The sequence below is a fragment of the Variovorax sp. NFACC27 genome (assembly GCF_048301545.1).
GTDB classification, from domain to species: Bacteria; Pseudomonadota; Gammaproteobacteria; order Burkholderiales; family Burkholderiaceae_C; genus Variovorax; species Variovorax gossypii.
Genome location: NZ_CP157613.1, coordinates 6,766,079 through 6,789,713, shown reverse-complemented (window position 1 = coordinate 6,789,713; position 23,635 = coordinate 6,766,079). Strand labels below are relative to the sequence as shown.

Sequence of the window (23,635 nt, the reverse complement as noted above, 5' to 3'; positions counted from 1 at the left end):
GGGGCCCGGATAGGGGCGGGATCCCCGGAAAGCTGCGCCTAGCACAAGGTCGCAACCACCGCCACGCGGCAAGACCCCAAGCCCTGCAATAAAATCCCCAGCCCGGCTATGGGCGCGCAGCGTCCGGCCGAGGCGCCCCACCCGATGAATGCTCCGACTGCGTTGAACACGCTGTTGTCGCAGGCCGCAGAGCCTGTACGACTGCGCGAGATCCCGTACAACTACACCAGCTTCTCCGATCGCGAGATCGTGATTCGCCTGCTGGGCGAACGCGGCTGGGAACTGCTCCAGACCCTGCGCGCCGAGCGCCGCACCGGCCGATCGGCGCGCATGCTCTACGAGGTGCTGGGCGACATCTGGGTGGTCCAGCGCAACCCCTACCTCGTCGACGACCTGCTCGACAACCCCCGCCGCCGCGGCCAGCTGGTCGATGCCCTCAGGCACCGCCTGGCCGAGGTGCAGAAGCGCCGCACCCCCGACAGCGACCTGCCGCGCGACCAGCTCGTGGGCGAGCTCACCGGCCTCGTGGGCGAGGCGGTGGCCGCCTTCGACACCAAGTTCCGCGACGTCGCCGCCCTGCGCCGCAAGGCCACCCGCGTGCTGGGCCGCCTCACGGCGAAGGACAACATCAAGTTCGACGGCCTCTCGCGCGTGGCCCACGTCACCGACGCCACCGACTGGCGCGTGGAGTACCCCTTCGTCGTGCTGTGCCCCGACAGCGAGGCCGAGATGGCCCTGCTGGTGAAGGGCTGCATCGAGCTGGGCCTGACCATCATCCCGCGCGGGGGCGGCACCGGCTACACCGGCGGCGCCATCCCGCTGACCTGGAACAGCGTCGTCATCAACACCGAGAAGCTCGAGGCGATGACCGAGGTCGAGCACGTCGCGTTGCCCGGGCTGGCCGACCCCGTTCCGACCATCTGGACCGAGGCGGGCGTCGTCACCCAGCGCGTGGCCGATGCGGCCGAGCGTGCCGGCTTCGTCTTCGCGGTCGACCCGACCTCCGCCGAGGCCTCTTGCGTCGGCGGCAACGTCGCCATGAACGCGGGCGGCAAGAAGGCCGTGCTGTGGGGCACGGCGCTGGACAACCTCGCCTCGTGGCGCATGGTGACGCCGCAGGCCGAATGGCTCGAGGTCACGCGCATCGGCCACAACCTCGGCAAGATCCACGACGTCGACAGTGCCGTCTTCGAGCTGCAGTACTACGCCGCCGACGGCAGGACGAAGCTGCGCAACGAGCGCCTCGAGATCCCGGGCCGCACCTTCCGCAAGGAAGGCCTCGGCAAGGACGTGACCGACAAGTTCCTCTCGGGCCTGCCCGGCATCCAGAAAGAGGGCTGCGACGGCCTCATCACCAGCTGCCGCTGGGTGGTGCACCGCATGCCGGCGCACACGCGCACCGTGTGCCTGGAGTTCTTCGGCAACGCCAAGGACGCCGTGCCCAGCATCGTCGAGATCAAGGACTTCATGTTCGCCGAGCAGAAGCGCTCGGGCGTGCTGCTGGCCGGCCTCGAGCACCTGGACGACCGCTACCTGAAGGCCGTGGGCTACGCCACCAAGTCGAAGAAGCACGGCGGCCTGCCGAAGATGGTGCTGTTCGGCGACATCGCCGGCGACGACGCCGACGCGGTGGCCCGCGTCACCTCGGAAGTGGTGCGCATCGCCAACTCGCGCAGCGGCGAAGGCTTCATCGCCATCAGCCCCGAGGCGCGCAAGAAGTTCTGGCTCGACCGCAAGCGCACGGCCGCCATCAGCCGCCACACCAACGCCTTCAAGATCAACGAGGACGTGGTGATCCCGCTGCCTCGCATGGCCGAGTACAGCGACGGCATCGAGCGCATCAACATCGAGCTGTCGCTGCAGAACAAGCTCGCGCTCACCGACGAGCTCGAAGCCTTCCTGATGCGCGGCAATCTGCCGCTGGGCAAGACCGACGACGCGCACGAGATCCCCGCGGCCGAGCTGCTGGAAGACCGCGTCGCGCAGGCCGTGGCGCTGGTGCAGGAAACGCGCGCACTGTGGGCCGGCTGGCTGGAAAACGTCGACACGCTGTTCCCGCAGCTGCAGGATCATTCCCTGCGCGCGAGCTGGAAGACCCAGTTGCGCCAGCCGCTGCAGGCCATCTTCACGGGCGCCGAGTTCGCGCCCATCCTGGCCGAGTGCGCGGCCATCCACAAGCGCGTGCTCAAGGGCCGCGTGTGGGTCGCGCTGCACATGCACGCGGGCGACGGCAACGTGCACACCAACATCCCCGTCAACAGCGACAACTACGACATGCTGCAGACCGCGCATGCCGCGGTGGTGCGCATCATGGCGCTGGCGCGCAGCCTCGACGGCGTGATCTCGGGCGAGCACGGCATCGGCATCACCAAGCTCGAGTTCCTGAGCGACGAGGAGCTGCGCCCCTTCACCGAATACAAGGCCAAGGTCGATCCCGAGGGCCGCTTCAACAAGGGCAAGCTGCTGCGCGCGCCCGCCGGCAAGCCCGAGACGCTGCACGCCGACCTGACCAACGCCTACACGCCGAGCTTCGGCCTCATGGGGCACGAGTCGCTCATCATGCAGCAGAGCGACATCGGCGCCATTGCCGACAGCGTGAAGGACTGCCTGCGCTGCGGCAAGTGCAAGCCGGTGTGCGCCACGCACGTGCCGCGCGCCAACCTGCTCTACAGCCCGCGCAACAAGATCCTCGCGACCTCGCTGCTGGTGGAGGCCTTTCTCTACGAAGAGCAGACGCGGCGCGGCGTGAGCATCAAGCATTGGGAAGAGTTCGAGGACGTGGCCGACCACTGCACCGTGTGCCACAAGTGCCTCACGCCCTGCCCGGTGAAGATCGACTTCGGCGACGTGTCGATGAACATGCGCAACCTGCTGCGCAAGATGGGCCAGAAGAGCTTCCGTCCCGGCAACGCGGCCGCGATGTTCTTCCTCAACGCGACCAATCCGCAGACCATCAAGGCGGTGCGCGCGGGCATGGTGGGCGTGGGCTTCAAGGCTCAGCGACTGGCCAACGACCTGCTGCGTGGCCTCGCGAAGAAGCAGACCTCGGCGCCCCCGGCCTCGCTGGGGCCGGCTCCCGTCAAGGAGCAGGTGATCCACTTCATCAACAAGAAGATGCCGGGCAACCTGCCGAAGAAGACGGCGCGCGCGCTGCTCGACATCGAGGATGCGGACTACGTGCCGATCATCCGCAACCCGAAGGCGACGACCTCCGAGACGGAGGCTGTCTTCTACTTCCCGGGCTGCGGCTCGGAGCGGCTGTTCTCGCAGGTGGGCCTGGCCACGCAGGCGATGCTCTGGCATGCGGGCGTGCAGACCGTGCTGCCGCCGGGCTACCTGTGCTGCGGCTATCCGCAGCGCGGCAGCGGTCAGTACGACAAGGCCGAGAAGATGATCACGGACAACCGCGTGCTCTTCCACCGCGTGGCCAACACGCTCAACTACCTCGACATCAAGACGGTGGTGGTGAGCTGCGGCACCTGCTACGACCAGCTGCAGGGCTACCAGTTCGACAAGATCTTCCCGGGCTGCCGGATCATCGACATCCACGAGTACCTGCTCGAGAAGGGCATCACGCTGGCCGATGCGGCCGGTGGCGGCTACCTGTACCACGACCCCTGCCACTCGCCGATGAAGCAGCAGGACCCGATGAAGACGGTGAAGGCGCTGGTGGGCGACAACGTGCTCAAGAACGACCGCTGCTGCGGCGAGTCGGGCACGCTGGGCGTGTCGCGGCCCGATATCTCCACGCAGATCCGCTTCCGCAAGGAAGAAGAGCTGAAGAAGGGCGAGGCTGCGCTGCGCGAGGCCGGCAAGGTCGGCGAGAAGGACAACGTGAAGATCCTCACCAGCTGCCCGAGCTGCCTGCAAGGCCTCTCGCGCTACGGCGGCGACCTGAACAACGGCCTGCTCGAAGCCGACTACATCGTGGTCGAGATGGCCAACAAGATCCTGGGTGAAGACTGGATGCCCAACTACGTTGCGGCAGCCAACCAGGGCGGCATCGAACGGGTGCTGGTGTGACGAAGGTGCAAGGCTGCGTGCTGTGCGAAGGTCCGGGCGGGCGCCTCGTGTTCGAGGGCGCGAAGCTGCGCGTCATCCATGCGGAGGAAGCGGGTTTTCCGGCTTTCTATCGCGTCGTGTGGCGCGATCATGCGGCCGAGTTCTCCGACCTCGACGCGGCCGACCGCGCGCTGTGCATGGATGCGGTGACGGTGGTCGAGCAGTGCCTGCGCGAGCACCTGAACCCGACCAAGATCAATCTCGCCGCGCTCGGCAACATGGTGGCGCACCTGCACTGGCACGTCATCGCGCGCTTCTCGACCGACAGCCATTTCCCGGGCTCGGTGTGGGCGCCGGTCCAGCGCGAGCGCGATGCGGCGCAGGAAGCGGAGATTGCCGCGCGCCTGCCCGCGGCCGAAGCGGCGATGATCGAGCGCCTGGGCAACAGGAGTTTCTGATGGCAGGCTTGAAACCGGGCGCACCGACGCCGCAATCGATCACCGTGCACGGCCAGTCGCGCGTGCTCGAGGTGGGCTTTTCCGACGGCGCCACCTTCCGCATTCCCTTCGAGTTGATGCGCATCTATTCGCCATCGGCCGAAGTGCAGGGCCACGGCCCGGGCCAGGAAGTGCTGCAGACCGGCAAGCGCGAGGTCGAGCTCGTCGACCTCGAGGCGGTGGGCAACTACGCCGTGCAGCCGACCTTCAGCGACGGCCACAACACCGGCATCTACTCGTGGGACCTGCTCTACGAACTGGGCGAGAAGCAGGCCGAGCTGTGGGCCGCCTACGAACGCCGGCTCGCCGAAGCGGGCGTCGATCGAGACGCGCCGATGATCGAGAAGGGCGGCCACGCCTGCGGCAGCCACTAAGCTCGCCAGTTCGCCCGAAACTCCGCGCGTGCTATTGAAAAGATAGCCCTACGACCAGAAAGGGCGGGGCTGAAAAAGCAACAAATGTCCGCCGTGCGCGCGGGGTCGTCGACTTGATGTGCAGGCTTCCGGCCTAACATCGGTCGCATGAGTACCACACACTTCGGCTTCGAAACGGTCGACGAAAGCGAGAAGGCCGGCCGCGTTCGCGGTGTCTTCGATTCGGTCGCATCGCGCTACGACATCATGAACGACCTGATGTCGGCCGGCCTGCACCGCGCCTGGAAGGCGTACACCGTCATGGTCGCAAACGTGGGCGAAGGCTCGCGCGTCCTCGACATCGCGGGCGGCACCGGCGACCTCGCGCTCGCCTTCGCGAAGAAGGTCGGCGCCAGCGGCCAGGTGGTCCACACAGACATCAACGAGGCCATGCTGCGCACCGGCCGCGACCGCCTGCTCGACGCCGGCGTGGTGCTGCCCACCATGGTCTGCGACGCGGAGAAGCTGCCCTTTCCCGACAACCACTTCGACGTGGTCACCGTGGCCTTCGGCCTGCGCAACATGACGCACAAGGACGCCGCGCTCAAGGAGATGAACCGCGTGCTCAAGCCGCGCGGCAAGCTGCTGGTGCTCGAGTTCTCAAAGGTCGCGAAGCCGCTCGCGAAGGCCTACGACTGGTACTCCTTCAACGTGCTGCCGAGGCTCGGCAAGCTCGTGGCCGGCGATGACGCGAGCTATCGCTATCTCGCCGAATCGATCCGGATGCATCCCTCGCAAGAGGAGCTCAAGACCCTCATGAAAGAGGGCGGTTTCGGACATGTGGACTATCACAACATGACTGGGGGAATCGCTGCCCTCCATGTTGGAATCAAGTGTTGACAAGCGGATCTTTCGCTCGAGAGGAGACGACGATATGAAGAGTTTGAGTTCTTTGTTCCTGGCAGCCGCATTGGTACTGGTCAGTGTCCAGGCCGAGGCTGCGCGCATCGGTGGCGGCAAGTCGGTGGGTCGCCAGTCGTCCAACGTGACGCAGCGCGAGTCCGCGGCACCGTCCGTGCCCGCGCAGCAGAGCGCGACCAACGCCGCGGCGGCCAAGCCCGCGACGCCCGCACCGGCAGCAGCAGCGCCGAAGCGTCCGTGGGGCGCGATGCTCGGCGGCCTCGCCGCCGGCCTGGGTCTCGCATGGCTCGCCAATTCGCTGGGCCTCGGCGCCGGCTTCGCCAACATCCTGCTGATCGGCCTGCTCGTGCTGGCCGGCGTGGTGGTGTGGCGCATGATCAAGTCGCGCTCGCAGCCCGTCGCCAACCGCCAGGGCGGCTTCGCCTTCCAGGGCGCTGGTGCCAGCCCGAGCAACGCGAGCGCTCCGGCGCAGTACAGCCCGAACAACGTGGGCAACGACGCATCGGCGCGTCCTTGGGAGCGCAACAACGCTGCCTTCGACGCCACGCCGCACGGCAGCAGCCTCTCGGCGGCTGGCGCAGCGGCAGGCGGCAGCATGATCGGCTCGGCGCTCGGCGGCTCGCAGTCGTGGGGCATCCCCGCCGGTTTCGACGTCGACGGCTTCCTCGGCGCCGCAAAGCGCAACTTCGTGACCCTGCAGGACGCATGGGACCGCGCCGACGTGTCGACGCTGCGTTCGATGATGACCGACGGCATGGTCGACGAGATCCGCTCGCAGCTGGCCGATCGCGCCAGCCACACCGGCGGTGCCTCGAACAAGACCGAAGTCGTGATGCTCGACGCCAAGCTGCTCGGTATCGAGGAGCTGCCCGACGCCTACATGGCCAGCGTGGAGTTCTCCGGCATGATCCGCGAAGACGCCTCGGCCGGCCCGGGCCCGTTCCGCGAAGTCTGGAACATGACCAAGCCCGTCAGCGGCAACAGCGGCTGGCTGGTGGCCGGCGTGCAGGCACTGCAGTAAACGTCAGGCAGGCAAGAAAAACCTGGAACGCGGCCCTCTCGGGGCCGCGACGCAGGCGGGATAATGGGGACATGGCCACACCATCGTCCCCATTTTCTTTTCTAGGCGACCTCTTCAACACCATTGGCGAGCGCCTGCAGCCCCCGGACTGGGCGGTCCACGAGATACAGAACCGCGCGGTCCTGTTCCTCAATCATGTGCTCCAGCAGGAGCCCGAGGCCCAGCAGCGGCTGCTGCGCCAGCAGGGGCGGGTGGTGCGCTTCCAGTGGCGGTTCGTGACCATGGAGCTGGTGGCCACGCCGGCCGGCCTGCTCGACCTGGCGCCCGCTGGCTCGGTGCCCGAGCTGACGCTCACCGTCACCGACGATTCCCCCTTCGACATTGCCCGCGCCGCGCTTCGCGGCGACAAGCCTGCCGTGCAGATCATCGGCGACGTGCAGCTGGCGGCCGAGGTCAACTGGCTGGTCGATCACGTGCGCTGGGACATCGAGGACGACCTCGCCCGCGTGATCGGCGACGTGCCCGCGCACACGCTGGGCAACGGCGTGCGGCGCGTGGTGGGCGCGCTGCGCCAGTTCGTGGGCGACCGCACGGCCAAGGCTGGCTCGGCGAGCAACGCCGAATGAGGCGCTTCTACCGCGGTCTGTTCATCGTCTGGGTCGCGCTGCGCTACGGCCTCGACGAGCTGGTGCTCTCGAGCTTCCAGAAGCCCTGGCTGCGCGTGGTCACGCGCGTCGTTTCCTTCGGGCGCAACCTCGACGCGCCGCGAGGCCAGCGACTGCGCGAGGCGCTCGAACGCCTCGGCCCCATCTTCGTGAAGTTCGGCCAGGTGCTCTCGACGCGCCGCGACCTGCTGCCGCCCGACATCGCCGACGAGCTGGCCTTCCTGCAGGACCGCGTGCCGCCGTTCCCCTCGTCGGTGGCCATCGCCACCATCGAGCGCGCGTTCCGCCGGCCGGTGAGCGACGTGTTCGTGCAGTTCGACGAGACGCCCATCGCCAGTGCGTCGATCGCGCAGGTGCACTTCGCGACCATCCGCACCAACCAGGGCGAGGAGCGCGAGGTGGCGGTCAAGGTGCTGCGTCCCAACATGCGCGGCGTGATCGAGAAAGACCTGGCGCTGATGGCCATGATGGCCGGCTGGCTCGAGAACCTCTCGGCCGACGGCAAGCGCCTGAAGCCGCGCGAGGTGGTCGCCGAGTTCGACAAGTACCTGCACGACGAGCTCGACCTGGTGCGCGAGGCCGCCAACGCCGCCCAGCTGCGCCGCAACATGGCCGCGCTCGACCTGGTGCTGATCCCCGAGATGTTCTGGGACTTCTGCCACCCCGAGGTCATCGTGATGGAGCGCATGAAGGGCGTGCCCATCGCGCAGATGGACCGCCTGCGCGCCGCCGGCGTCGACATTCCCAAGCTGGCGCGCGACGGCGTGACCATCTTCTTCACGCAGGTGTTCCGCGACGGCTTCTTCCACGCCGACATGCATCCCGGCAACATCCAGGTGAGCCTGGAGCCCGAGACCTTCGGGCGCTACATCTCGCTGGACTTCGGGATCATCGGCACGCTGACCGAGTCGGACAAGGAGTACCTCGCGCAGAACTTCGTGGCCTTCTTCCGGCGTGACTACAAGCGCGTGGCCGAGCTGCACCTCGAAAGCGGCTGGGTTCCCGTGGGCACCCGTATCGACGAGCTCGAAGCGGCCATCCGCACCGTGTGCGAGCCGTACTTCGACCGGCCGCTGAAGGAAATCTCGCTGGGCATGGTGCTCATGCGGCTGTTCCAGACCTCGCGGCGCTTCCACGTCGAGATCCAGCCGCAGCTGGTGCTGCTGCAGAAGACGCTGCTCAACATCGAGGGCCTGGGCCGCAACATCGACCCCGAACTCGACCTCTGGGCCACGGCCAAGCCCTTCCTCGAGAAGTGGATGGTCGACCAGATCGGCCCCAAGAAGCTGTTTCAGCAGCTCAAGGCCGAGGCGCCCAGGTACGCCAAATTGCTGCCCCAATTGCCTCGATTGCTGCACGATTTCCTGGAAAATCGCCCGGTCGACAACCGCCGCGAGCTGCTCGAACTGCTGGCCGAACAGAAGCGCACCAACCGGTTGCTGCAGACCATCGTCTACGGTGGCATAGGTTTTGTATTGGGGTTGCTCGCCATGCAATTGCTGGTGCGCGTGCGTCTGTTCTAGAGGAGTCTCCGCCGTGTTGTTGACGCTGGTCATCGTCTATCTGCTTGTCACCATCGCGATCGGCCTCTATGCCGCCAAGCGGGTGAAGAACACAACCGACTTCGCCATCGCCGGGCGGCACCTGCCGCTCTACATGATCGTCACGACCACCTTCGCGACCTGGTTCGGCTCCGAAACGGTGCTCGGCATCCCGGCCAAGTTCATCGAGGGCGGGCTCAACGGCGTGGTGGAAGACCCGTTCGGCGCGGGCACCTGCCTGATCCTGGTGGGCCTGTTCTTTGCCGGCAAGCTCTATCGCATGACGCTGCTGACCATCAGCGACTACTACCGCGAGCGCTACGGCCGCGGCGTCGAGGTGGCCTGCTCGCTCATCATCATGCTGAGCTACCTGGGCTGGGTGTCGGCGCAGGTCACGGCGCTGGGGCTGGTGTTCAACCTGCTTTCGGGCGGCGTGGTCAGCATTCCGGTGGGCATGGTGATCGGGGTGGTCTCGATCCTGGCGTACACGCTCTTCGGCGGCATGTGGTCGGTGGCCGTCACCGACTTCATCCAGATGATCATCCTGGTGGCCGGCCTGGCCGTGATCGCGATGTTCGCGGGCAACATGGCCGGCGGCGCCGACAAGGTGGTGGCCTTCGCGGTCAGCAAGGACCTCTTCAAGTTCTGGCCCGAGCCGAGCTGGCACGACATGGTGTTCTTCTTCGCCGCGGCCATCACGATGATGCTGGGCTCCATTCCGCAGCAGGACGTGTTCCAGCGGGTGATGTCGGCCAACAGCGTCAAGGCGGCCCGGCGCGGCCCGGTGATCGGCGGCGTCGCATACATCCTGTTCGCTTTCGTTCCCATGTTCCTGGTGGCGAGCGCGCTGCTGATCATGCCGGAGCAGACGGCCGCGCTGCTGAAGGAAGATCCGCAGAAGGTGCTGCCCACGCTGGTGCTCGAGAAGATGCCGTTCGTGATGCAGGTGCTGTTCTTCGGTGCGCTGCTGTCGGCCATCAAGTCGACCGCCTCGGCCACGCTGCTGGCCCCCAGCGTCACCTTCACCGAGAACATCTGGCGCCAGTTCCGGCCGGCCGGCACCGACCGCCAGAACCTGATGACGATGCGCATCACGGTGCTGCTCTTCAGCGCGGCCGTGCTGGCCTATGCGATCCGCATGCAGGGCACGTCGATCTACGAACAGGTGTCGAGTGCCTATCAGGTGCCGCTGGTGGGGGCCTTCGTGCCGCTGGTATGCGGGCTGTACTGGCGCCGCGCCACCACCCAGGGGGCCGTCGCTTCCATCGTCCTGGGCATCGGCGTTTGGCTGCTGTTCCTGAAGGTTTCATCCTGGGGCGCCGTATTTCCGGCCCAGCTGGCGGGCGTGCTGTGCTCTTTCGCCGGCATGGTGGTCGGCTCGCTGCTGCCGCAATGGTTGGCGAACACTCACACGCCGCACCGGCCGCTGGCCACTGAACCGGCCTGAAGCCCGGGCCCGGCGGTCGGGCTGGGCGTCCTTTGGCGGGGGCGCCCCTATAATCGAGGGCTTTGCGAGCGGCCGTTGCGCCGCTTTTAGACCCCATTTCCCCATGCCCATCTACGCCTACAAGTGCAGCGCCTGCGGCTTCGCCAAGGACGCTTTGCAGAAGATGTCCGATGCGCCGCTCACGGTGTGTCCGGCGTGCGGCGCGAGTGCGTTCGAAAAACAGGTCACGGCCGCCGGCTTCCAGCTCAAGGGCTCGGGCTGGTACGTGACCGATTTCCGCGACGGTGGCGGCAAGAAGTCCGAGCCGGCCACCTCGCCCGCGTCCGGCGAGTCGTCGTCTTCGTCCTCCTCTTCCACCACGACCGCCGCGCCGAGCCCCGCTCCGGCGCCCGCCGCACCGGCTCCCGCGCCGGCCGCGGCCAGCGGCGACTGAAACACCCCTGACCGCCATGCTCGCCCTGCGCAAATGGTTGCTGTCCGGCCTGCTGGTCATCGTGCCGCTGGTCATCACGCTCGGCGTGCTGAACTGGATCATCGGCACGCTCGACCAGACGCTGTGGCTGCTGCCCGAGCAGTGGCAGACCTGGCTCAGCGACCACAAGGTGCGCGGCCTGGGCGTGCTGCTCACGCTGGCCATCCTGCTGGTGGTGGGTGCCACGGCCAGCAACTTCGTCGGCAAGCGCCTGCTCGGCTGGGGTGACGCCGTGGTGCGGCGCATCCCGGTGGTGCGCTCGATCTACTCCAGCGTCAAGCAGGTGTCGGACACGCTGTTCTCCGAGAACGGCAATGCCTTCCGCACGGCGGTGCTGGTGCAATGGCCGCGCGAAGGCGTGTGGACCATCGCCTTCGTGACCGGCGCACCCGGCAACGAGGTCGCCGCGCATCTCGGCGAGGGCGAGTTCCTCAGCGTCTACGTGCCGACCACGCCCAATCCCACGGGCGGCTACTTCGTGATGCTCAAGCGCAGCGACTGCATCGAACTGAAGATGAGCGTGGACGAAGCGCTCAAGTACATCGTCTCGATGGGGGTGGTCGTTCCAGGCGGCCCCACCACGGTGGCGGTGAAGTCTTCCAACTCATAAAAGAACGAACGCGCCCCCGAGGCGCCGGAATGGATTCCTATGGCCATGCGTACTCACTATTGCGGTCTCGTGACCGAAGCCCTGCTGGGCCAGACCGTCACCCTTTGCGGCTGGGTCAACCGTCGCCGTGACCACGGCGGCGTGATCTTCATCGACGTGCGTGACCGCGAAGGCTACGTGCAGGTGGTGTGCGACCCCGACCGCGCCTCCACCTTCGCCGTGGCCGAGAACCTGCGCAACGAATACTGCGTGCAGATCACCGGCCTGGTGCGCGCGCGTCCCGAAGGCACGACCAACGACCAGCTCAAAAGCGGCAAGATCGAAGTGCTGTGCCACGAGCTGAAGGTGCTGAACCCCTCGGTCACGCCCCCGTTCCTGCTGGACGACGACAACCTGTCGGAAACCACCCGCCTCACGCACCGCGTGCTCGACCTGCGCCGCCCGGCCATGCAGCGCAACATGATGCTTCGCTACAAGGTGACGATGGAAACGCGCAAGTTCCTCGACGCCAATGGCTTCATCGACATCGAGACGCCGATGCTCGGCAAGTCCACGCCCGAGGGCGCGCGCGACTACCTCGTGCCCAGCCGCGTGCACGACGGCAGCTTCTTCGCGCTGCCGCAGTCGCCCCAGCTCTTCAAGCAGCTGCTGATGGTGGCCGGCTACGACCGCTACTACCAGATCGTGAAGTGCTTCCGCGACGAAGACTTGCGCGCCGATCGCCAGCCCGAGTTCACGCAGATCGACATCGAGACCTCGTTCCTCGCCGAGGAGGAAATCCGCGAGATGTTCGAGGGCATGATCCGCAACGTGTTCCGCAACGCCGCTGGCATCGACCTGCCGGTGTTCCCGACCATGACGTACGCCGACGCGATGTTCAAGTACGGCTCGGACAAGCCCGACCTGCGCGTGAAGCTCGAGTTCACCGAACTTACCGAGCTGATGAAGCGCGTCGAGTTCAAGGTGTTCTCCAACGCCGCCACCATGCCCGGTGGCCGTGTCGTGGCGCTGCGCGTGCCCGGCGGCGGTGCCGAGGGCGGCCTGTCGCGCGGCGAGATCGACGCCTACCAGGAGTTCGTCAAGATCTACGGCGCCAAGGGCCTGGCCTACATCAAGGTCAACGACGCGCAAGCCGGCCGCGAAGGCCTGCAGAGCCCGATCGTGAAGAACCTGGACGACAACGCGCTGGCCGAGATCATCGCCCGCACGGGTGCGCGCAACGGCGACATCCTGTTCTTCGGCGCCGACAAGGAAAAGGTCGTCAACGACGCCATCGGCGCGCTGCGCATCAAGATCGGCCACAGCGCCTTCGGCAAGAAGAGCGGCCTGTTCGACGATCGCTGGGCACCGCTGTGGGTGGTCGACTTCCCGATGTTCGAGTTCGACGAGGAAGGCCAGCGCTGGAGCGCCGTGCACCACCCGTTCACCGCGCCGAAGGACGGCCATGAGGACCTCATGGACACCGCGCCCGAGAAGTGCATCGCCAAGGCCTACGACATGGTGCTCAACGGCATCGAGATGGGCGGCGGTTCGGTGCGTATCCACCGCGAGGAAGTGCAGAGCAAGGTGTTCCGCGCGCTGAAGATCAGCGCCGAGGACGCGCAGCTCAAGTTCGGCTTCCTGCTGGACGCGCTGCAGTACGGCGCGCCTCCGCACGGCGGCATCGCCATCGGCCTGGACCGCCTGGTCATGCTCATGACCGGCGCCGAGTCGATCCGCGACGTGATCGCCTTCCCCAAGACCCAGCGCGCGCAGGACCTGCTGACGCAGGCTCCGAGCCCGGTCGACGAGAAGCAGCTGCGCGAACTCCACATCAAGCTGCGCAACGCCCCCCAGGCAACGGCCTGATGCGGCCATGACGACCAGCCCCCGGCCCTGGAAGATCCCGGAGTCGGTGCTGGTCGTGATCCACACGCCGGCGCTCGATGTGCTGCTGATCCGGCGTGCGGATGCCGAGACCGACTTCTGGCAGTCGGTCACCGGCAGCAAGGACGTGGCCGACGAGCCGCTCGCGCTCAGCGCGGCGCGCGAGGTGGCCGAGGAAACCGGCATCCGGTGCGGCGAAGGCACGCCGCTGGCCTCGCAGCTGGTCGACTGGCAGCTACGCAACGTCTATGAGATCTACCCTCGCTGGCGCGCCCGTTACGCGCCCGGCGTCACGCACAACACCGAGCACCTGTTCGGCCTGCGCGTGCCCGAACGCATCGTGCCCACGCTCGATCCGCGCGAGCACACCGACTGGCGCTGGCTGCCGTACCGCGAGGCGGCCGACGCCTGCTTTTCCCCGTCGAATGCCGAAGCCATTCTGTTGCTGCCAGAATTTGCGCGATGAACCAGCCGGCAGCAGCAGCGGTGCAGAACCTCCGCGTCGCGACCTACAACATCCACAAGGGTGTGCAGGGCATCGGACCTGCGCGGCGGCTCGAGATCCACAACCTCGGCCATGCCATCGAGCAGCTCGACGCCGACATCGTCTGCCTGCAGGAAGTGCGCAAGATGAACCGGCAGGCGGCGGCGCGTTTCGCGCGCTGGCCCGAGCTGCCGCAGGCCGACTTCCTCGCGCCCGAGGGCTACACGGCCGTCTACGAGACCAATGCGGTCACGCGCCACGGCGAGCACGGCAATGCGCTGCTCACGCGCTGGCCGGTGCTGGGCACCAACCACCAGGACATTTCCGACCACCGCTTCGAGCAGCGCGGGCTGCTGCACGTGGTGATCGACGTGGAAGGCCGGCGGGTGCACGCCATCGTGGTGCACCTGGGGCTCATCAAGGGCAGCCGGGTGCGGCAGATCGCGAGGCTGCGGGAGTTCATCGACCGCGAGGTGCCGCCCGGCGAGGCCGTGGTGGTGGCGGGCGACTTCAACGACTGGGGCGCGCGCATGCGCTACGCCATGAACGCCATGGGCCTGCGCGACACCAGCGACCTGCGCGGCCCGCGCACGCTCACGTACCCCTCGCGCCTGCCGGTGACTCAACTCGATTTCGTTTATGGGCGCGGGCTGGCGCCGCAGGCCTGCGTGGTGCCGCGCGGTCCGATCTGGGCACGCATGTCCGACCACCTGCCGCTGGTGGCCGATTTCGCGCTCCTCAATTGATAGCATTGCTCCGAGAAGGGACGGGCGTTGCGGGCCCGAATGTCCGGAGCCATTCACTGGTACGATCCCCGCCATGCTGAGGAAAACCGACGTCGACCCGCGCCCCGATCGAAATGACGATGACGAGGGCACGCCCGTCTCCGTGAAGATCCGCGAGCGCATCACCGCCGCGCGCAAGCGCTTCAATGCCAACGACAACATCTCCGAGTTCATCGAGCCCGGCGAGCTCGAGAAGCTTCTCGACGAGGTCGAGGTCAAGATGAAGGGCGTGCTGCAGAGTCTTGTGATCGACGTCGAGAATGACCACAACACCGACAACACCGCGCGCCGCGTCGCGAAGATGTACCTGAACGAGGTGTTCCGCGGCCGCTACGTGGCTCCGCCCTCGCTCACCGAATTCCCCAACGCAGAGCACCTGAACGAGCTGATGATCGTCGGCCCGATCACCGTGCGCAGCGCCTGCTCGCACCACTTCTGCCCGATCATCGGCAAGCTCTGGATCGGCGTGATGCCCAACGAGCACACCAACGTGATCGGCCTGTCGAAGTACGCGCGCCTCGCCGAGTGGGTCATGGGCCGTCCGCAGATCCAGGAAGAAGCCGTGGTGCAGCTGGCCGACCTGATCCAGGAAAAGACGCAGCCCGACGGCCTCGCCCTCGTCATGGAGGCCGAGCACTTCTGCATGGCCTGGCGCGGCGTGAAGGAAATGGACAGCAAGATGATCAATTCCGTGATGCGCGGCGTGTTCCTGAAAGACCCGAGCCTGCGCCGCGAATTCCTGTCCCTCCTGCCCAGAAAGGACTGAGCCATGCTGGTCCGACTCCTCTACGCCAGCCGCGCCGTCGACACCAGCCCCGAGGCCGTCGAGGCGATCCTCGCGCAATCGCGCTCGCACAACACGACCTGCGGTATCACCGGCATCCTCTGCTACGGCGCCGGCACCTTCCTGCAGGCCATCGAGGGCGGGCGCATGGCGGTCAGCGAGCTCTACGGCCACATCCAGCGCGATGCGCGCCACAAGGACGTGGTGCTGCTGCACTACGAAGAGATTTCCGAGCGCCGTTTCGGCGGCTGGACCATGGGGCAGGTCAACCTGTCGAAGCTCAACGCCTCGACGCTGCTGAAGTATTCCGAGAAGCCCGAGCTCAACCCGTACGCGGTGTCGGGCAAGGTCTCATTGGCGCTGCTCGAGGAACTGATGGCCACGGCCGCCATCGTCGGCCGCCACTGACCGCGGAGTGCCGCTCTCCGCATTCGCACTGATCCTGCTCGCCGGGATCATCCACGCAAGCTGGAACATCGCCGCCAAGAAGGCGAACGGCGATGCGCGCTTCAGCTTCCAGGCCAGCGTGTTCAACATGTTCATCTGGGCGCCGGTGGGCATCGCGCTGGGATGGAACGTGGTGCCGGGCTGGGGCGTGACCGAGTGGGGCTTCGTCGTGCTCAGCGGGGTGCTCCACGTCCTGTATTTCATCGTGCTGCTGCGCGGCTATCGCAAGTCGGACCTGACGGTGGTCTATCCGCTGGCGCGCGGCTCGGGGCCGATGCTGTCGTCGCTGGTGGCGGTGCTGTTCCTCGGCGAGAAGATCAGCCTCGTCGGCGTGGCGGGCATCGTGGGTGTGGTGGCCGGCGTGTTCCTGATCGCCGGCGGTCCGCGCCTGTGGCAGAAGGCGCACGACCCGGCGCAGCGCGCGCGGGTGCACAAGGGCATGCGCTACGGCGTGCTCACCGGCGCCTTCATCGCGGCCTACACGGTGGCCGACAGCTACGCGGTCAAGTTCCTCATGATGTCGCCGATCCTGCTCGACTACATGAGCAACTTCGTGCGGATCGGGCTGCTGCTGCCCGCGGCGCTGCAGGACCGCGCGACCACCGTGCGCATGTGGCGCGAGCAATGGAAGTACGCGCTGCTGGTGGCGGCGATCAGCCCGGTGTCGTACGTGCTGGTGCTCTACGCGGTGCAGCAGGCGCCCATCTCCCACGTCGCGCCGGCGCGCGAGGTGTCGATGCTGTTCGCCGCGCTCATCGGCGGCCACCTGCTGCGCGAGGGCGACCGGCTGCTGAGGCTGCTGGGCGCGATGTTCATCGCCGCCGGCGTGGTGGCGCTCGCGATGGGCTGAGGCCGTGCTGCTGTTCGGCTGCGACTTCTCCAGCGCGCCGACGGCACGCAAGCCGATCGCGGTGGCGACCGGAGAGCCGGACGGCGTCGACCGCGTGAGGCTGACCGGCCTCCAGCGCTTTGCGACGCTCGACGCATGGGGCGAATGGCTGCGTGCCACGCCGGCCTGGACCGGCGGCTTCGACTTTCCGTTCAGCCTGCCGCGCGAACTCGTCGAGCACCTGCGCTGGCCGCTGCAATGGGAGCCGCTGATGGCCCACTACGCCAGCCTGAGCCGCGCGGAAATCCGCGAGACCTTCGCCGCCTTCTGCGCGGCGCGTCCGGCCGGCGGCAAGTTCGCGCACCGCGCGACCGACGGGCCCGCGGGCTCCAGCCCATCGATGAAATGGGTCAATCCGCCGGTGGCCTACATGCTCCATGCGGGCGTGCCGCGCCTCCTGGCCGCGGGCGCGCGTATTCCGGGCCTGCACGCCGGGCGCAATGCGGATCGCGTGGCGCTGGAGGCCTATCCGGGTCTGCTCGCGCGTGAGCTGATCGGCCGGCGCAGCTACAAGAGCGACGATCTGCAGAAGCAGACACCCGAGCGCCGCGCCGCGCGCGTCGACCTGCTGGCCGCGCTCGAGACCGGATCGGCCCGCCTCGGGCTGAAGCTCGTCCTCGCCGGGCCGCAGCGGGCCGAACTGCTGGCCGATGCCCGCGGCGACGACATCGACGCGGTGCTGTGCCTGCTGCAGTCCGCCTGGGGCCGGCAGCGCGCCGGCAGCCCCGGAGCGGGCCACGGCTTGCCGGAAGACATCGATCCGCTTGAAGGATGGATCGTCAGCGCCTGAGCCTCGTTGTCCTACACCGCTTCGGGGCTCCGTCGGCATTCGCCGTCACCGGCCCGAGCCTAGATTGAAACCAGTGGGCTGATCCGGCCCACGAATTTCATCACTCCCATCAGGAAGGAAGCGACATGAACAAGGACCAAGTGGCAGGCCGCGTCGAGGAAGCCAAGGGCAAGCTGAAGGAAGTCGCCGGCAAGGTCGTCGGCAACGAGAAGCTCGAGGGCGAGGGCATTGCCGACCAGGCAGCCGGCAAGGTGCAGAAGACCTATGGCGACGTCAAGGAAAAGGCCAAGGACGCGATCAAGTCGGGTGCCGACAAGCTGTGAGCGTCGAAAGGCCCGGCTGCCGGCGCTCCGCCAGGCCTTCGCGGCCTTTCCGCTTTTCCATTTCCCCGAGCAACAGGAGGATTCCATGAACAGATCGACCCAACACATTGCCATGCCGCATTCGCGCGCATGGCTTGCCGTGCTCGTGGCCGGCGCGGCGCTGACGCTGGCCGCCTGCGACAAGTCCGACAACCGCACCGCGGGCGAGAAGCTCGACAGCGCCGTTGCCAAGACCGAGCAGGCCGCCGACACCGCGGCAGCGAAGACCGGCGAGGCCGTCAAGGACGCCAAGGCGAAGATCGAGTCGTCCAGCACCACCGCCGAGGTGAAGGAGGCCGCCAAGGACGCCGGCGCCGCGGTGAGCGCGACGGTGAACGATGCCGCCATCACGGCTTCGGTGTCCGCGGGCCTGGCCAAGGACCCGGACCTGAGTGCGCTCAAGATCAACGTCGACACCAAGGCCGGCGCGGTGAGCCTGAAGGGCCCGGCGCCCACGGCCGCCGCCAAGGCGCGTGCCGAGGAGATCGCCAAGGGCGTGCAGGGCGTGACGTCGGTGGACAACCAGCTCGAGGTGAAGGGCTGATCGTCTCCATCCCGTCTCCGCTTCGTCCATGAAAAAAGCCCGGCGCGAACCGGGCTTTTTTCATGGGGGCGGGGCCGATGCAGCCCCGGGGCGGCTTAGTGGCCCAGCCAGTCCTTCAGTTCGTCGGCATGCTCTTCCTCGTCGGAGAGGATGTCCTCGAGCATGCGGCGCGTGGTCGGGTCCTTGTCGCCGATCAGCGCGATCATCTGGCGGTACGACTCCACCGCCACGCGCTCGGCGATCAGGTTGGCGCGCACCATCGCCTGCAGGTCGGTCGATTCGTCGTACGCCGCGTGGCTGCGGTCGAGCAGGTGCGAGGGCGCGAAATCGGGTTCGCCGCCCAGTTGCACGATGCGCTCGGCGATGCGGTCGGCATGGGCCGATTCCTCGTTGGCGTGCACCAGGAACTCGTCGGCGATGGCGGGCGATTCGACCCCGTTGGCGGTGAAGTAGTGGCGCTTGTAGCGCAGCACGCAGACCAGCTCGGTGGCCAGCGCATCGTTGAGCAGCTTGAGGACGTCGTCGCGCCAGGGGCCGTAGCTCGGGGTGACGGCGCCGTCGTCGAGGCTCTTGCGCGCGGCGTCCAGTCCGCCCTGGTCGAGTTCCAGGTGCTTGTGCGCGGCGGCCTTGGAAGAAGACGAGGAGGAAGAAGAGGAAACATCGGTTTTCATGGAGTGTCCTTTCGTGGGGAGCGGGGAGGGTGAGGGGGGCTCTGTGGCTTGCGCATCAGCGTGTTGACGAGGTCTGCCACGTCGGATGTCTTCAGTACCGCCGCCAGCACCGCGGTGGCCGACAGCAGCCGCCACGGCCTGGCGAGTACCAGCAGGGCGCCGGTGGCGGCCGCGGCCGCCATCAGCTTTGCCGGTTCCTTGCGCGCGTAATGCTCGAGCACCGGGCGCGCCAATTGGCCGACCGCATGCGCGGGGTGCCTGCGCCACCAGCGTTCCACCACGCTGCGGCCCACGGCGAGCCACACGTTGTCTCTTCCTCCTCTTGCTCCTCCTTGTTCTCCTCTTCCTCGAGCATGGCCTGTATGGCCCTGATGCCGTTCATCCGGTGCGGAACCGGCTTGCGCGTCGTGGTGCGCGTATTCCAGGTCGTCCAGTTCCCCCAGCTCCTCGTCTTCCGCCGGCGCGCCCGCGTCCTCGTTCAGCTGCCGCACCAGCGCACGGCGCGAGAGGGCCAGGCGCTGCAGCGGAGTGAGAGGCGAGGGAAGGCGGCGGTCAGCGGCCATGGGGGGCTCCGGCTTCGCGCAGGGCCTGCAGGTCGGCGTCGAGCTGCGTGCGCAGGTCGTCGAAGCCGTAGCTCGGCGCCGGGCGCGTCGCGTACCAGGTGCAAATGAGCGCGATCACCACCGCCACGGCCGGCACGGCCACCAGCACCCAGTGAAAGCTGCCGTGCATCACGCCGAGCAGCACGGCCACGCCGATCAGCCCGAGCGCCAGCGTGGCGCTGGCCACTGCCAGCACGCCCGCGACGATGCGCGCGGCAATGCCGCGTCCCGCTTGCGCGGACTCCTGGCGGACGAGGGCGGCGTAGTTGGCGAGGTGTTCAGCGACGAGTTCCGGATGCCCGAGCACCGTGGAAAAAATCGGATGGAGCATGGTGCCGGGATCGGTCGACGACGGACGCTTCGTGGATCAGTAGTCGTCCCGGCTGCGGCGGCTGGCCAGCACGATGAGCGCGGTGATGGCTGCGCCGGCGGCGGCCGCGAGCAGCACCGAGCGCACGGGCTGGTCGGAGATGTAGCGGCCGGTGACGTCGGCTGCCTGCTCCAGGCGGCGCTGGGCGCGCGCGCTGGTGGTGGAGGCGGCGTCCAGGCCGCGCTGAACGGCTTGCTGCACGCGGGCCGCGAGTTGTTCGACGGCCGGTTCGGATTCGCGCTGCAGGTCGCGGACCTTTTCGCCCGCCGCATTCACCGCGTTCTGTGCGTAGGCGCGGGTGGTTTCGACCGCGTCACGGGCGGTCTGGCGCGCTTCGTCGGCGATTTGCGATGGGGTCTTGGTCGTGTTCATGTGAAGGTCCTTTCCGGAAAAATGAAATGCGCAAGCCTGTTGATCGTAACGACGCTACTTGCGTCGTAGCAAGCCGGCAAGGAAGCTCGCGATCGCGAGGATCACGAAGATCACGAAAAGGATCTTGGCGATGCCTACCGCGCTGGCGGCAATGCCGCCGAACCCGAAGAGGGCCGCGATCAGGGCGATGACCAGAAACACCACGGCGTAATGCAGCATGTGGAACTCCTTCGAGGCTTGCCTCGCTGTGTCTTGGAAAACGTCGGAACGTCGTACCCGGCAACCCCCGAGGGGAAGAAACGGAAGAAACCGGATGGCACGGGGTCAACCTTAAGCGGAGGCCCGTCCCGGACCTGTCAGCGGCCGGGGTTGGGGTGCGTAGGAGACGGCCGAGTCGCCCCGGGGAAGTGTGTGCAGGAGTTCCGGAGAGGAGCCGGGCAGGAGCGCGCGGGGAATCGGGATCAGGCCGAGGCCGAGGCGGCCTTGACGATCGGCAGCATCGCGCTCAGCCGCGTGCCCTTGCCCGGCGCGGACCACACCGTGAGCCGGCCGCGCGCGGCCTCCACCCGGTGCCGCATGCCCGCGAGGCCGTGCGTCGAGGGGCGCACGCGCTGCGTGTCGAAGCCCTTGCCGTTGTCCGCCACCTCCACCACCACGTGGTTGTCGTAGTTCTTGAGAACGATGGTGGCCTCGCTCGCCTCGGCGTACTTGCCGATGTTGGTGAGGCTCTCCTGCACCATGCGGTAGATGGTGAGCTGGCGCGACTCGTCCATGGTCACGGGCTCCAGCACCATCTCGACCTGCAGGCCGGAGCGTTCCCCGAACTCGCGGCCCAGGATCTCCAGCGATGCGACCAGCCCGAGGTTGGCCAGCGACGAGGGCCGCAGGTCCTCGATGATCCGGCGCTTGAGCGCGATGCCGCTGTTGAGCAGCTCGGTCAGATGCTGCAGCCGCTGGATCGCGTCAGGCGCGTCCGCCAATCGCGACTTCAGCCGCGCCACGTCGAGCTTGGCGGCGGTGAGCAGCGAGCCCAGCTCGTCGTGCAGCTCGCGCGCGAGGAAGCCGCGCTCGGTCTCGCGCACGTCCTGCAGGTGGGTGGCCAGCTCGGCCAGCGAGGCGGTGCGCTCGCGCACTTCGTCTTCCAGCGCGTTGCGTTCGCGTTGCAGGGCCTCCTGCTGGCGCTCGCCGATGGAGCGCAGCACGTGCGTCTGGCGCAGGTACAGGAAGAAGGCGAACAGGGCGGCCAGCGCCACGATGGCGGTGCCGATGCGCGCCAGCTGCAGCGAGCGCAGCACCTGCGCCTGGCTCTGGCTCAGGGTGGCGTTGCTGACCTTCACCAGATCGCCCGCCGTCGCGCGGATGGCCTCCATCTCCTCCTGGCCCACGTCGGTCGTGATGACGAACTTCCAGGCGTCGTCCTTGCCGTCCTGGCGCAGGCGCACGCTCATGTCCATCTCGGCCACCTTGCGCAGCACGTGCTTCGACAGCTCGGCCAGCCGGGTGAGCTCGGCCGGTCGGTCGGCATACAGCCGGCGCAGCGTGGCGAGGTGGCCGTCGACCTGCTTGACCGCCTCGTCGTAGGGTTTTCGGTAACTCGCCTCGCCGGTCAGCAGGTAGCCTCGCTGGCCGGTCTCGGCGTCCAGCATGTTCTGCAGGATCTTGTTGAGCGTGCCCCGCACCTGCTGCGCCTCGTCGATGTCGGCGAGGGCGCGGGTGGACTGCCGGTAGCCGGCCTCGTTGATGCCGACGAGGGCCAGTGCGGCCAGCGCCGCGAGCAGCAGGCTCACGGCCATTCTTGGTGGGGCTAACCAGTGCATGAAACTTTCAAGGCTGCTTGCGGCGCAAGTTCGTGAATAATTGACAACAATCAGGGACCAGGCAGGTTGCGGCTTGCGTGCGCAACACTCAACGAAAGTAGCAAATGATCAAAATCGGAATTGTGGACGACCACGCCATCGTGCGATCGGGCCTCCGGCAGTTCTTCTCCGAGCACGTGGACCTGCGCGTGGCGGGCGAGGCAGCCAGCGGCCGCGAAGCCATCGAACTGGTGCGCACCACGGAGCTGGACGTGCTGGTCATGGACCTTTCGATGCCCGGGCAAAGCGGTATCGACGCACTCGCCATGATCCGCGCCAAGGCTCCGGACGTGGGCATCCTGATCCTGAGCGGCTACCCCGAAGAGCACTACGCGATGAACCTGATCCGCCAGGGCGCGAGCGGCTACCTCAACAAGGAATGCGATCCCATCGAGATCGTCAACGCCATCCGCACCATCGCGCTGGGCCGGCGCTACATCACGCCCGCCGTTGCCGAACTGCTGGCCCGCCAGCTCGACCGCAAGGACGACGCGGCCCCCCACGAGCAGCTCTCGGAGCGCGAATTCCAGGTGTTCCTGAAGCTCGCCAAGGGCGAGACCGCCGGCGACATCGCCAAGACGCTGTCGCTGTCTGTGAAGACCGTGAGCACCTACCGCACGCGGCTGATGGAGAAGATGAACCTGTCCTCCAACAGCGACCTCACGTACTACGCGCTGAAGAACAAGCTCATCGACTGAGGCCGGTCGGCGGGCAGGGAAGGGGTCCAAGGCGGCTTCTTTCTTCTCAGCCCGCACCGGGCGCTGGGCGCGAGGCCCGGTCACGGGCCTGCACCAGGCAGAACTCCACCAGCGCGTCGATCTCGTTCGACTTGTCGAACACCGCGTCGACGCCGAACTCCGCGCAGCGCCGCCGGATGTCGGGCGTAGCGTAGTTGCTGAGCACCACCACCTTCTGCACCGGCTTGCGGGCCTGGCAGGCCTGGAGCACGCCCAGGCCGCTGCCTTGCTTGAGGAAGAGGTCGACGATGACGAGATCCCACTCGCCGTCATGGCCGAGCAGCCAGGCGCGGGCGCCGCTTTCGGTTTCGGCGAAGCCGACGACGGTGGCGCAGGTGAGTTCTTCCAGCGTGCCAATGAGGTTTTCACGGATCGTGAGGTTGTCTTCGACGACGTAGGTCTGCAATCTGGAGTCCATGCCGAACCGCGCTTCCTCTCTGGTTGGCAGGCGCACTCGCGGCGCCCCGTTGGCTGGGAAAGCCTGCCAACGAACTGTGCGGCTTCCCCGTTCCACATCATGCAAGCTTCGGCGCGGCACGGCTGTAGG

27 protein-coding genes are annotated in these 23,635 nt (G+C 67.3%); 20 read left to right on the top strand and 7 right to left on the bottom strand.

The features are described 5' to 3' along the window. Positions 1-144: 144 nt before the first annotated feature. The 19 genes from ABL840_RS31755 to ABL840_RS31665 all read left to right on the top strand — a co-directional run bounded on the left by ABL840_RS31755 (position 145) and on the right by ABL840_RS31665 (position 18,480). Positions 145-4,023: a DUF3683 domain-containing protein gene (locus ABL840_RS31755; protein WP_093198493.1), complete on the top strand. Its 3,879-nt coding sequence runs from the start codon at positions 145-147 to the stop codon at positions 4,021-4,023. Further along, a complete protein-coding gene (locus ABL840_RS31750) occupies positions 4,020-4,460 on the top strand; it encodes an HIT family protein (protein WP_176947476.1) in 441 nt (146 codons plus the stop codon). The genes ABL840_RS31755 and ABL840_RS31750 overlap by 4 nt, the downstream gene beginning before the upstream one ends. Then, positions 4,460-4,873: a gamma-butyrobetaine hydroxylase-like domain-containing protein gene (locus ABL840_RS31745; protein WP_093198270.1), complete on the top strand. Its 414-nt coding sequence runs from the start codon at positions 4,460-4,462 to the stop codon at positions 4,871-4,873. The genes ABL840_RS31750 and ABL840_RS31745 overlap by 1 nt, the downstream gene beginning before the upstream one ends. Positions 4,874-5,020: 147 nt before the next feature. Beyond that, positions 5,021-5,752, top strand: coding sequence for a bifunctional demethylmenaquinone methyltransferase/2-methoxy-6-polyprenyl-1,4-benzoquinol methylase UbiE (gene ubiE / locus ABL840_RS31740; protein WP_093302338.1), 732 nt, complete (start codon positions 5,021-5,023; stop codon positions 5,750-5,752). A gap of 34 nt (positions 5,753-5,786) precedes the next feature. Then, positions 5,787-6,794 carry a Tim44 domain-containing protein gene (locus ABL840_RS31735; RefSeq protein WP_093302336.1) on the top strand — a complete coding sequence of 336 codons (1,008 nt, stop codon included), beginning with the start codon at positions 5,787-5,789 and terminating at the stop codon, positions 6,792-6,794. A 71-nt stretch (positions 6,795-6,865) separates the two neighbouring features. After that, a complete protein-coding gene (locus ABL840_RS31730; protein ID WP_093198264.1) occupies positions 6,866-7,420 on the top strand; it encodes a ubiquinone biosynthesis accessory factor UbiJ in 555 nt (184 codons plus the stop codon). Then, positions 7,417-8,982 carry a ubiquinone biosynthesis regulatory protein kinase UbiB gene (gene ubiB, locus ABL840_RS31725; RefSeq protein ID WP_093302334.1) on the top strand — a complete coding sequence of 522 codons (1,566 nt, stop codon included), beginning with the start codon at positions 7,417-7,419 and terminating at the stop codon, positions 8,980-8,982. Before ABL840_RS31730 ends, ubiB begins: the two co-directional genes overlap by 4 nt. Positions 8,983-8,995: 13 nt before the next feature. After that, complete coding sequence (locus tag ABL840_RS31720; protein ID WP_093302332.1) at positions 8,996-10,447, top strand: sodium:solute symporter family protein; 1,452 nt, start codon at positions 8,996-8,998, stop codon at positions 10,445-10,447. Between the two features lie 103 nt (positions 10,448-10,550). Then, positions 10,551-10,880 carry an FmdB family zinc ribbon protein gene (locus ABL840_RS31715; RefSeq protein ID WP_093302329.1) on the top strand — a complete coding sequence of 110 codons (330 nt, stop codon included), beginning with the start codon at positions 10,551-10,553 and terminating at the stop codon, positions 10,878-10,880. Between the two features lie 16 nt (positions 10,881-10,896). Continuing rightward, positions 10,897-11,529, top strand: a complete 633-nt coding sequence (locus ABL840_RS31710; RefSeq protein WP_093198254.1) for a DUF502 domain-containing protein — start codon at positions 10,897-10,899, stop codon at positions 11,527-11,529. 39 nt (positions 11,530-11,568) lie between these two features. Continuing rightward, positions 11,569-13,377, top strand: a complete 1,809-nt coding sequence (gene aspS / locus ABL840_RS31705; protein WP_093198252.1) for an aspartate--tRNA ligase — start codon at positions 11,569-11,571, stop codon at positions 13,375-13,377. 7 nt (positions 13,378-13,384) lie between these two features. Continuing rightward, positions 13,385-13,861, top strand: coding sequence for a dihydroneopterin triphosphate diphosphatase (gene nudB / locus ABL840_RS31700; RefSeq protein WP_093302327.1), 477 nt, complete (start codon positions 13,385-13,387; stop codon positions 13,859-13,861). Further along, positions 13,858-14,625: an endonuclease/exonuclease/phosphatase family protein gene (locus tag ABL840_RS31695; RefSeq protein WP_093302324.1), complete on the top strand. Its 768-nt coding sequence runs from the start codon at positions 13,858-13,860 to the stop codon at positions 14,623-14,625. The genes nudB and ABL840_RS31695 overlap by 4 nt, the downstream gene beginning before the upstream one ends. A 73-nt stretch (positions 14,626-14,698) precedes the next feature. Next, positions 14,699-15,430: a GTP cyclohydrolase I gene (gene folE / locus ABL840_RS31690; RefSeq protein ID WP_093198244.1), complete on the top strand. Its 732-nt coding sequence runs from the start codon at positions 14,699-14,701 to the stop codon at positions 15,428-15,430. Positions 15,431-15,433: 3 nt separating this feature from the next. Next, a complete protein-coding gene (locus ABL840_RS31685; RefSeq protein WP_093198241.1) occupies positions 15,434-15,856 on the top strand; it encodes a BLUF domain-containing protein in 423 nt (140 codons plus the stop codon). A gap of 7 nt (positions 15,857-15,863) precedes the next feature. Further along, entirely contained in the window at positions 15,864-16,745 is an 882-nt protein-coding gene (locus ABL840_RS31680; protein ID WP_093302323.1) for a DMT family transporter, read from the top strand. 4 nt (positions 16,746-16,749) lie between these two features. Further along, positions 16,750-17,574: a DUF429 domain-containing protein gene (locus ABL840_RS31675; protein WP_093302321.1), complete on the top strand. Its 825-nt coding sequence runs from the start codon at positions 16,750-16,752 to the stop codon at positions 17,572-17,574. 125 nt (positions 17,575-17,699) lie between these two features. Further along, positions 17,700-17,897 (top strand): CsbD family protein, encoded by a 198-nt coding sequence (locus ABL840_RS31670; RefSeq protein WP_093198234.1) that lies wholly within the window; start codon positions 17,700-17,702, stop codon positions 17,895-17,897. Between the two features lie 85 nt (positions 17,898-17,982). Beyond that, entirely contained in the window at positions 17,983-18,480 is a 498-nt protein-coding gene (locus ABL840_RS31665; protein WP_093198231.1) for a BON domain-containing protein, read from the top strand. A gap of 95 nt (positions 18,481-18,575) precedes the next feature. Here the strand turns inward: ABL840_RS31665 and ABL840_RS31660 are convergent, their stop codons facing one another. The 6 genes from ABL840_RS31660 to ABL840_RS31635 all read right to left on the bottom strand — a co-directional run bounded on the left by ABL840_RS31660 (position 18,576) and on the right by ABL840_RS31635 (position 22,288). Next, on the bottom strand, positions 18,576-19,151 hold the full coding sequence (locus ABL840_RS31660; protein WP_093198229.1) for a ferritin-like domain-containing protein: 576 nt from the start codon (positions 19,149-19,151) through the stop codon (positions 18,576-18,578). Next, positions 19,148-19,714: a hypothetical protein gene (locus tag ABL840_RS31655; RefSeq protein WP_093302318.1), complete on the bottom strand. Its 567-nt coding sequence runs from the start codon at positions 19,712-19,714 to the stop codon at positions 19,148-19,150. The genes ABL840_RS31660 and ABL840_RS31655 overlap by 4 nt, the downstream gene beginning before the upstream one ends. After that, on the bottom strand, positions 19,704-20,084 hold the full coding sequence (locus tag ABL840_RS31650; RefSeq protein WP_093198223.1) for a phage holin family protein: 381 nt from the start codon (positions 20,082-20,084) through the stop codon (positions 19,704-19,706). Before ABL840_RS31650 ends, ABL840_RS31655 begins: the two co-directional genes overlap by 11 nt. 36 nt (positions 20,085-20,120) lie before the next feature. Beyond that, on the bottom strand, positions 20,121-20,495 hold the full coding sequence (locus tag ABL840_RS31645) for a hypothetical protein (protein WP_093198220.1): 375 nt from the start codon (positions 20,493-20,495) through the stop codon (positions 20,121-20,123). A gap of 54 nt (positions 20,496-20,549) precedes the next feature. Further along, positions 20,550-20,714 carry a DUF1328 domain-containing protein gene (locus tag ABL840_RS31640; RefSeq protein WP_093198217.1) on the bottom strand — a complete coding sequence of 55 codons (165 nt, stop codon included), beginning with the start codon at positions 20,712-20,714 and terminating at the stop codon, positions 20,550-20,552. A 242-nt stretch (positions 20,715-20,956) separates the two neighbouring features. Continuing rightward, on the bottom strand, positions 20,957-22,288 hold the full coding sequence (locus tag ABL840_RS31635; RefSeq protein WP_093198213.1) for a CHASE3 domain-containing protein: 1,332 nt from the start codon (positions 22,286-22,288) through the stop codon (positions 20,957-20,959). Positions 22,289-22,416: 128 nt separating this feature from the next. Here ABL840_RS31635 and ABL840_RS31630 point away from each other — a divergent pair, with 128 nt between their 5' ends. Further along, positions 22,417-23,049 (top strand): response regulator transcription factor, encoded by a 633-nt coding sequence (locus ABL840_RS31630; RefSeq protein ID WP_019656595.1) that lies wholly within the window; start codon positions 22,417-22,419, stop codon positions 23,047-23,049. 46 nt (positions 23,050-23,095) lie between these two features. Here the strand turns inward: ABL840_RS31630 and ABL840_RS31625 are convergent, their stop codons facing one another. Beyond that, positions 23,096-23,506, bottom strand: a complete 411-nt coding sequence (locus tag ABL840_RS31625; RefSeq protein WP_093198211.1) for a response regulator transcription factor — start codon at positions 23,504-23,506, stop codon at positions 23,096-23,098. Between the last annotated feature and the right edge of the window lie 129 nt (positions 23,507-23,635).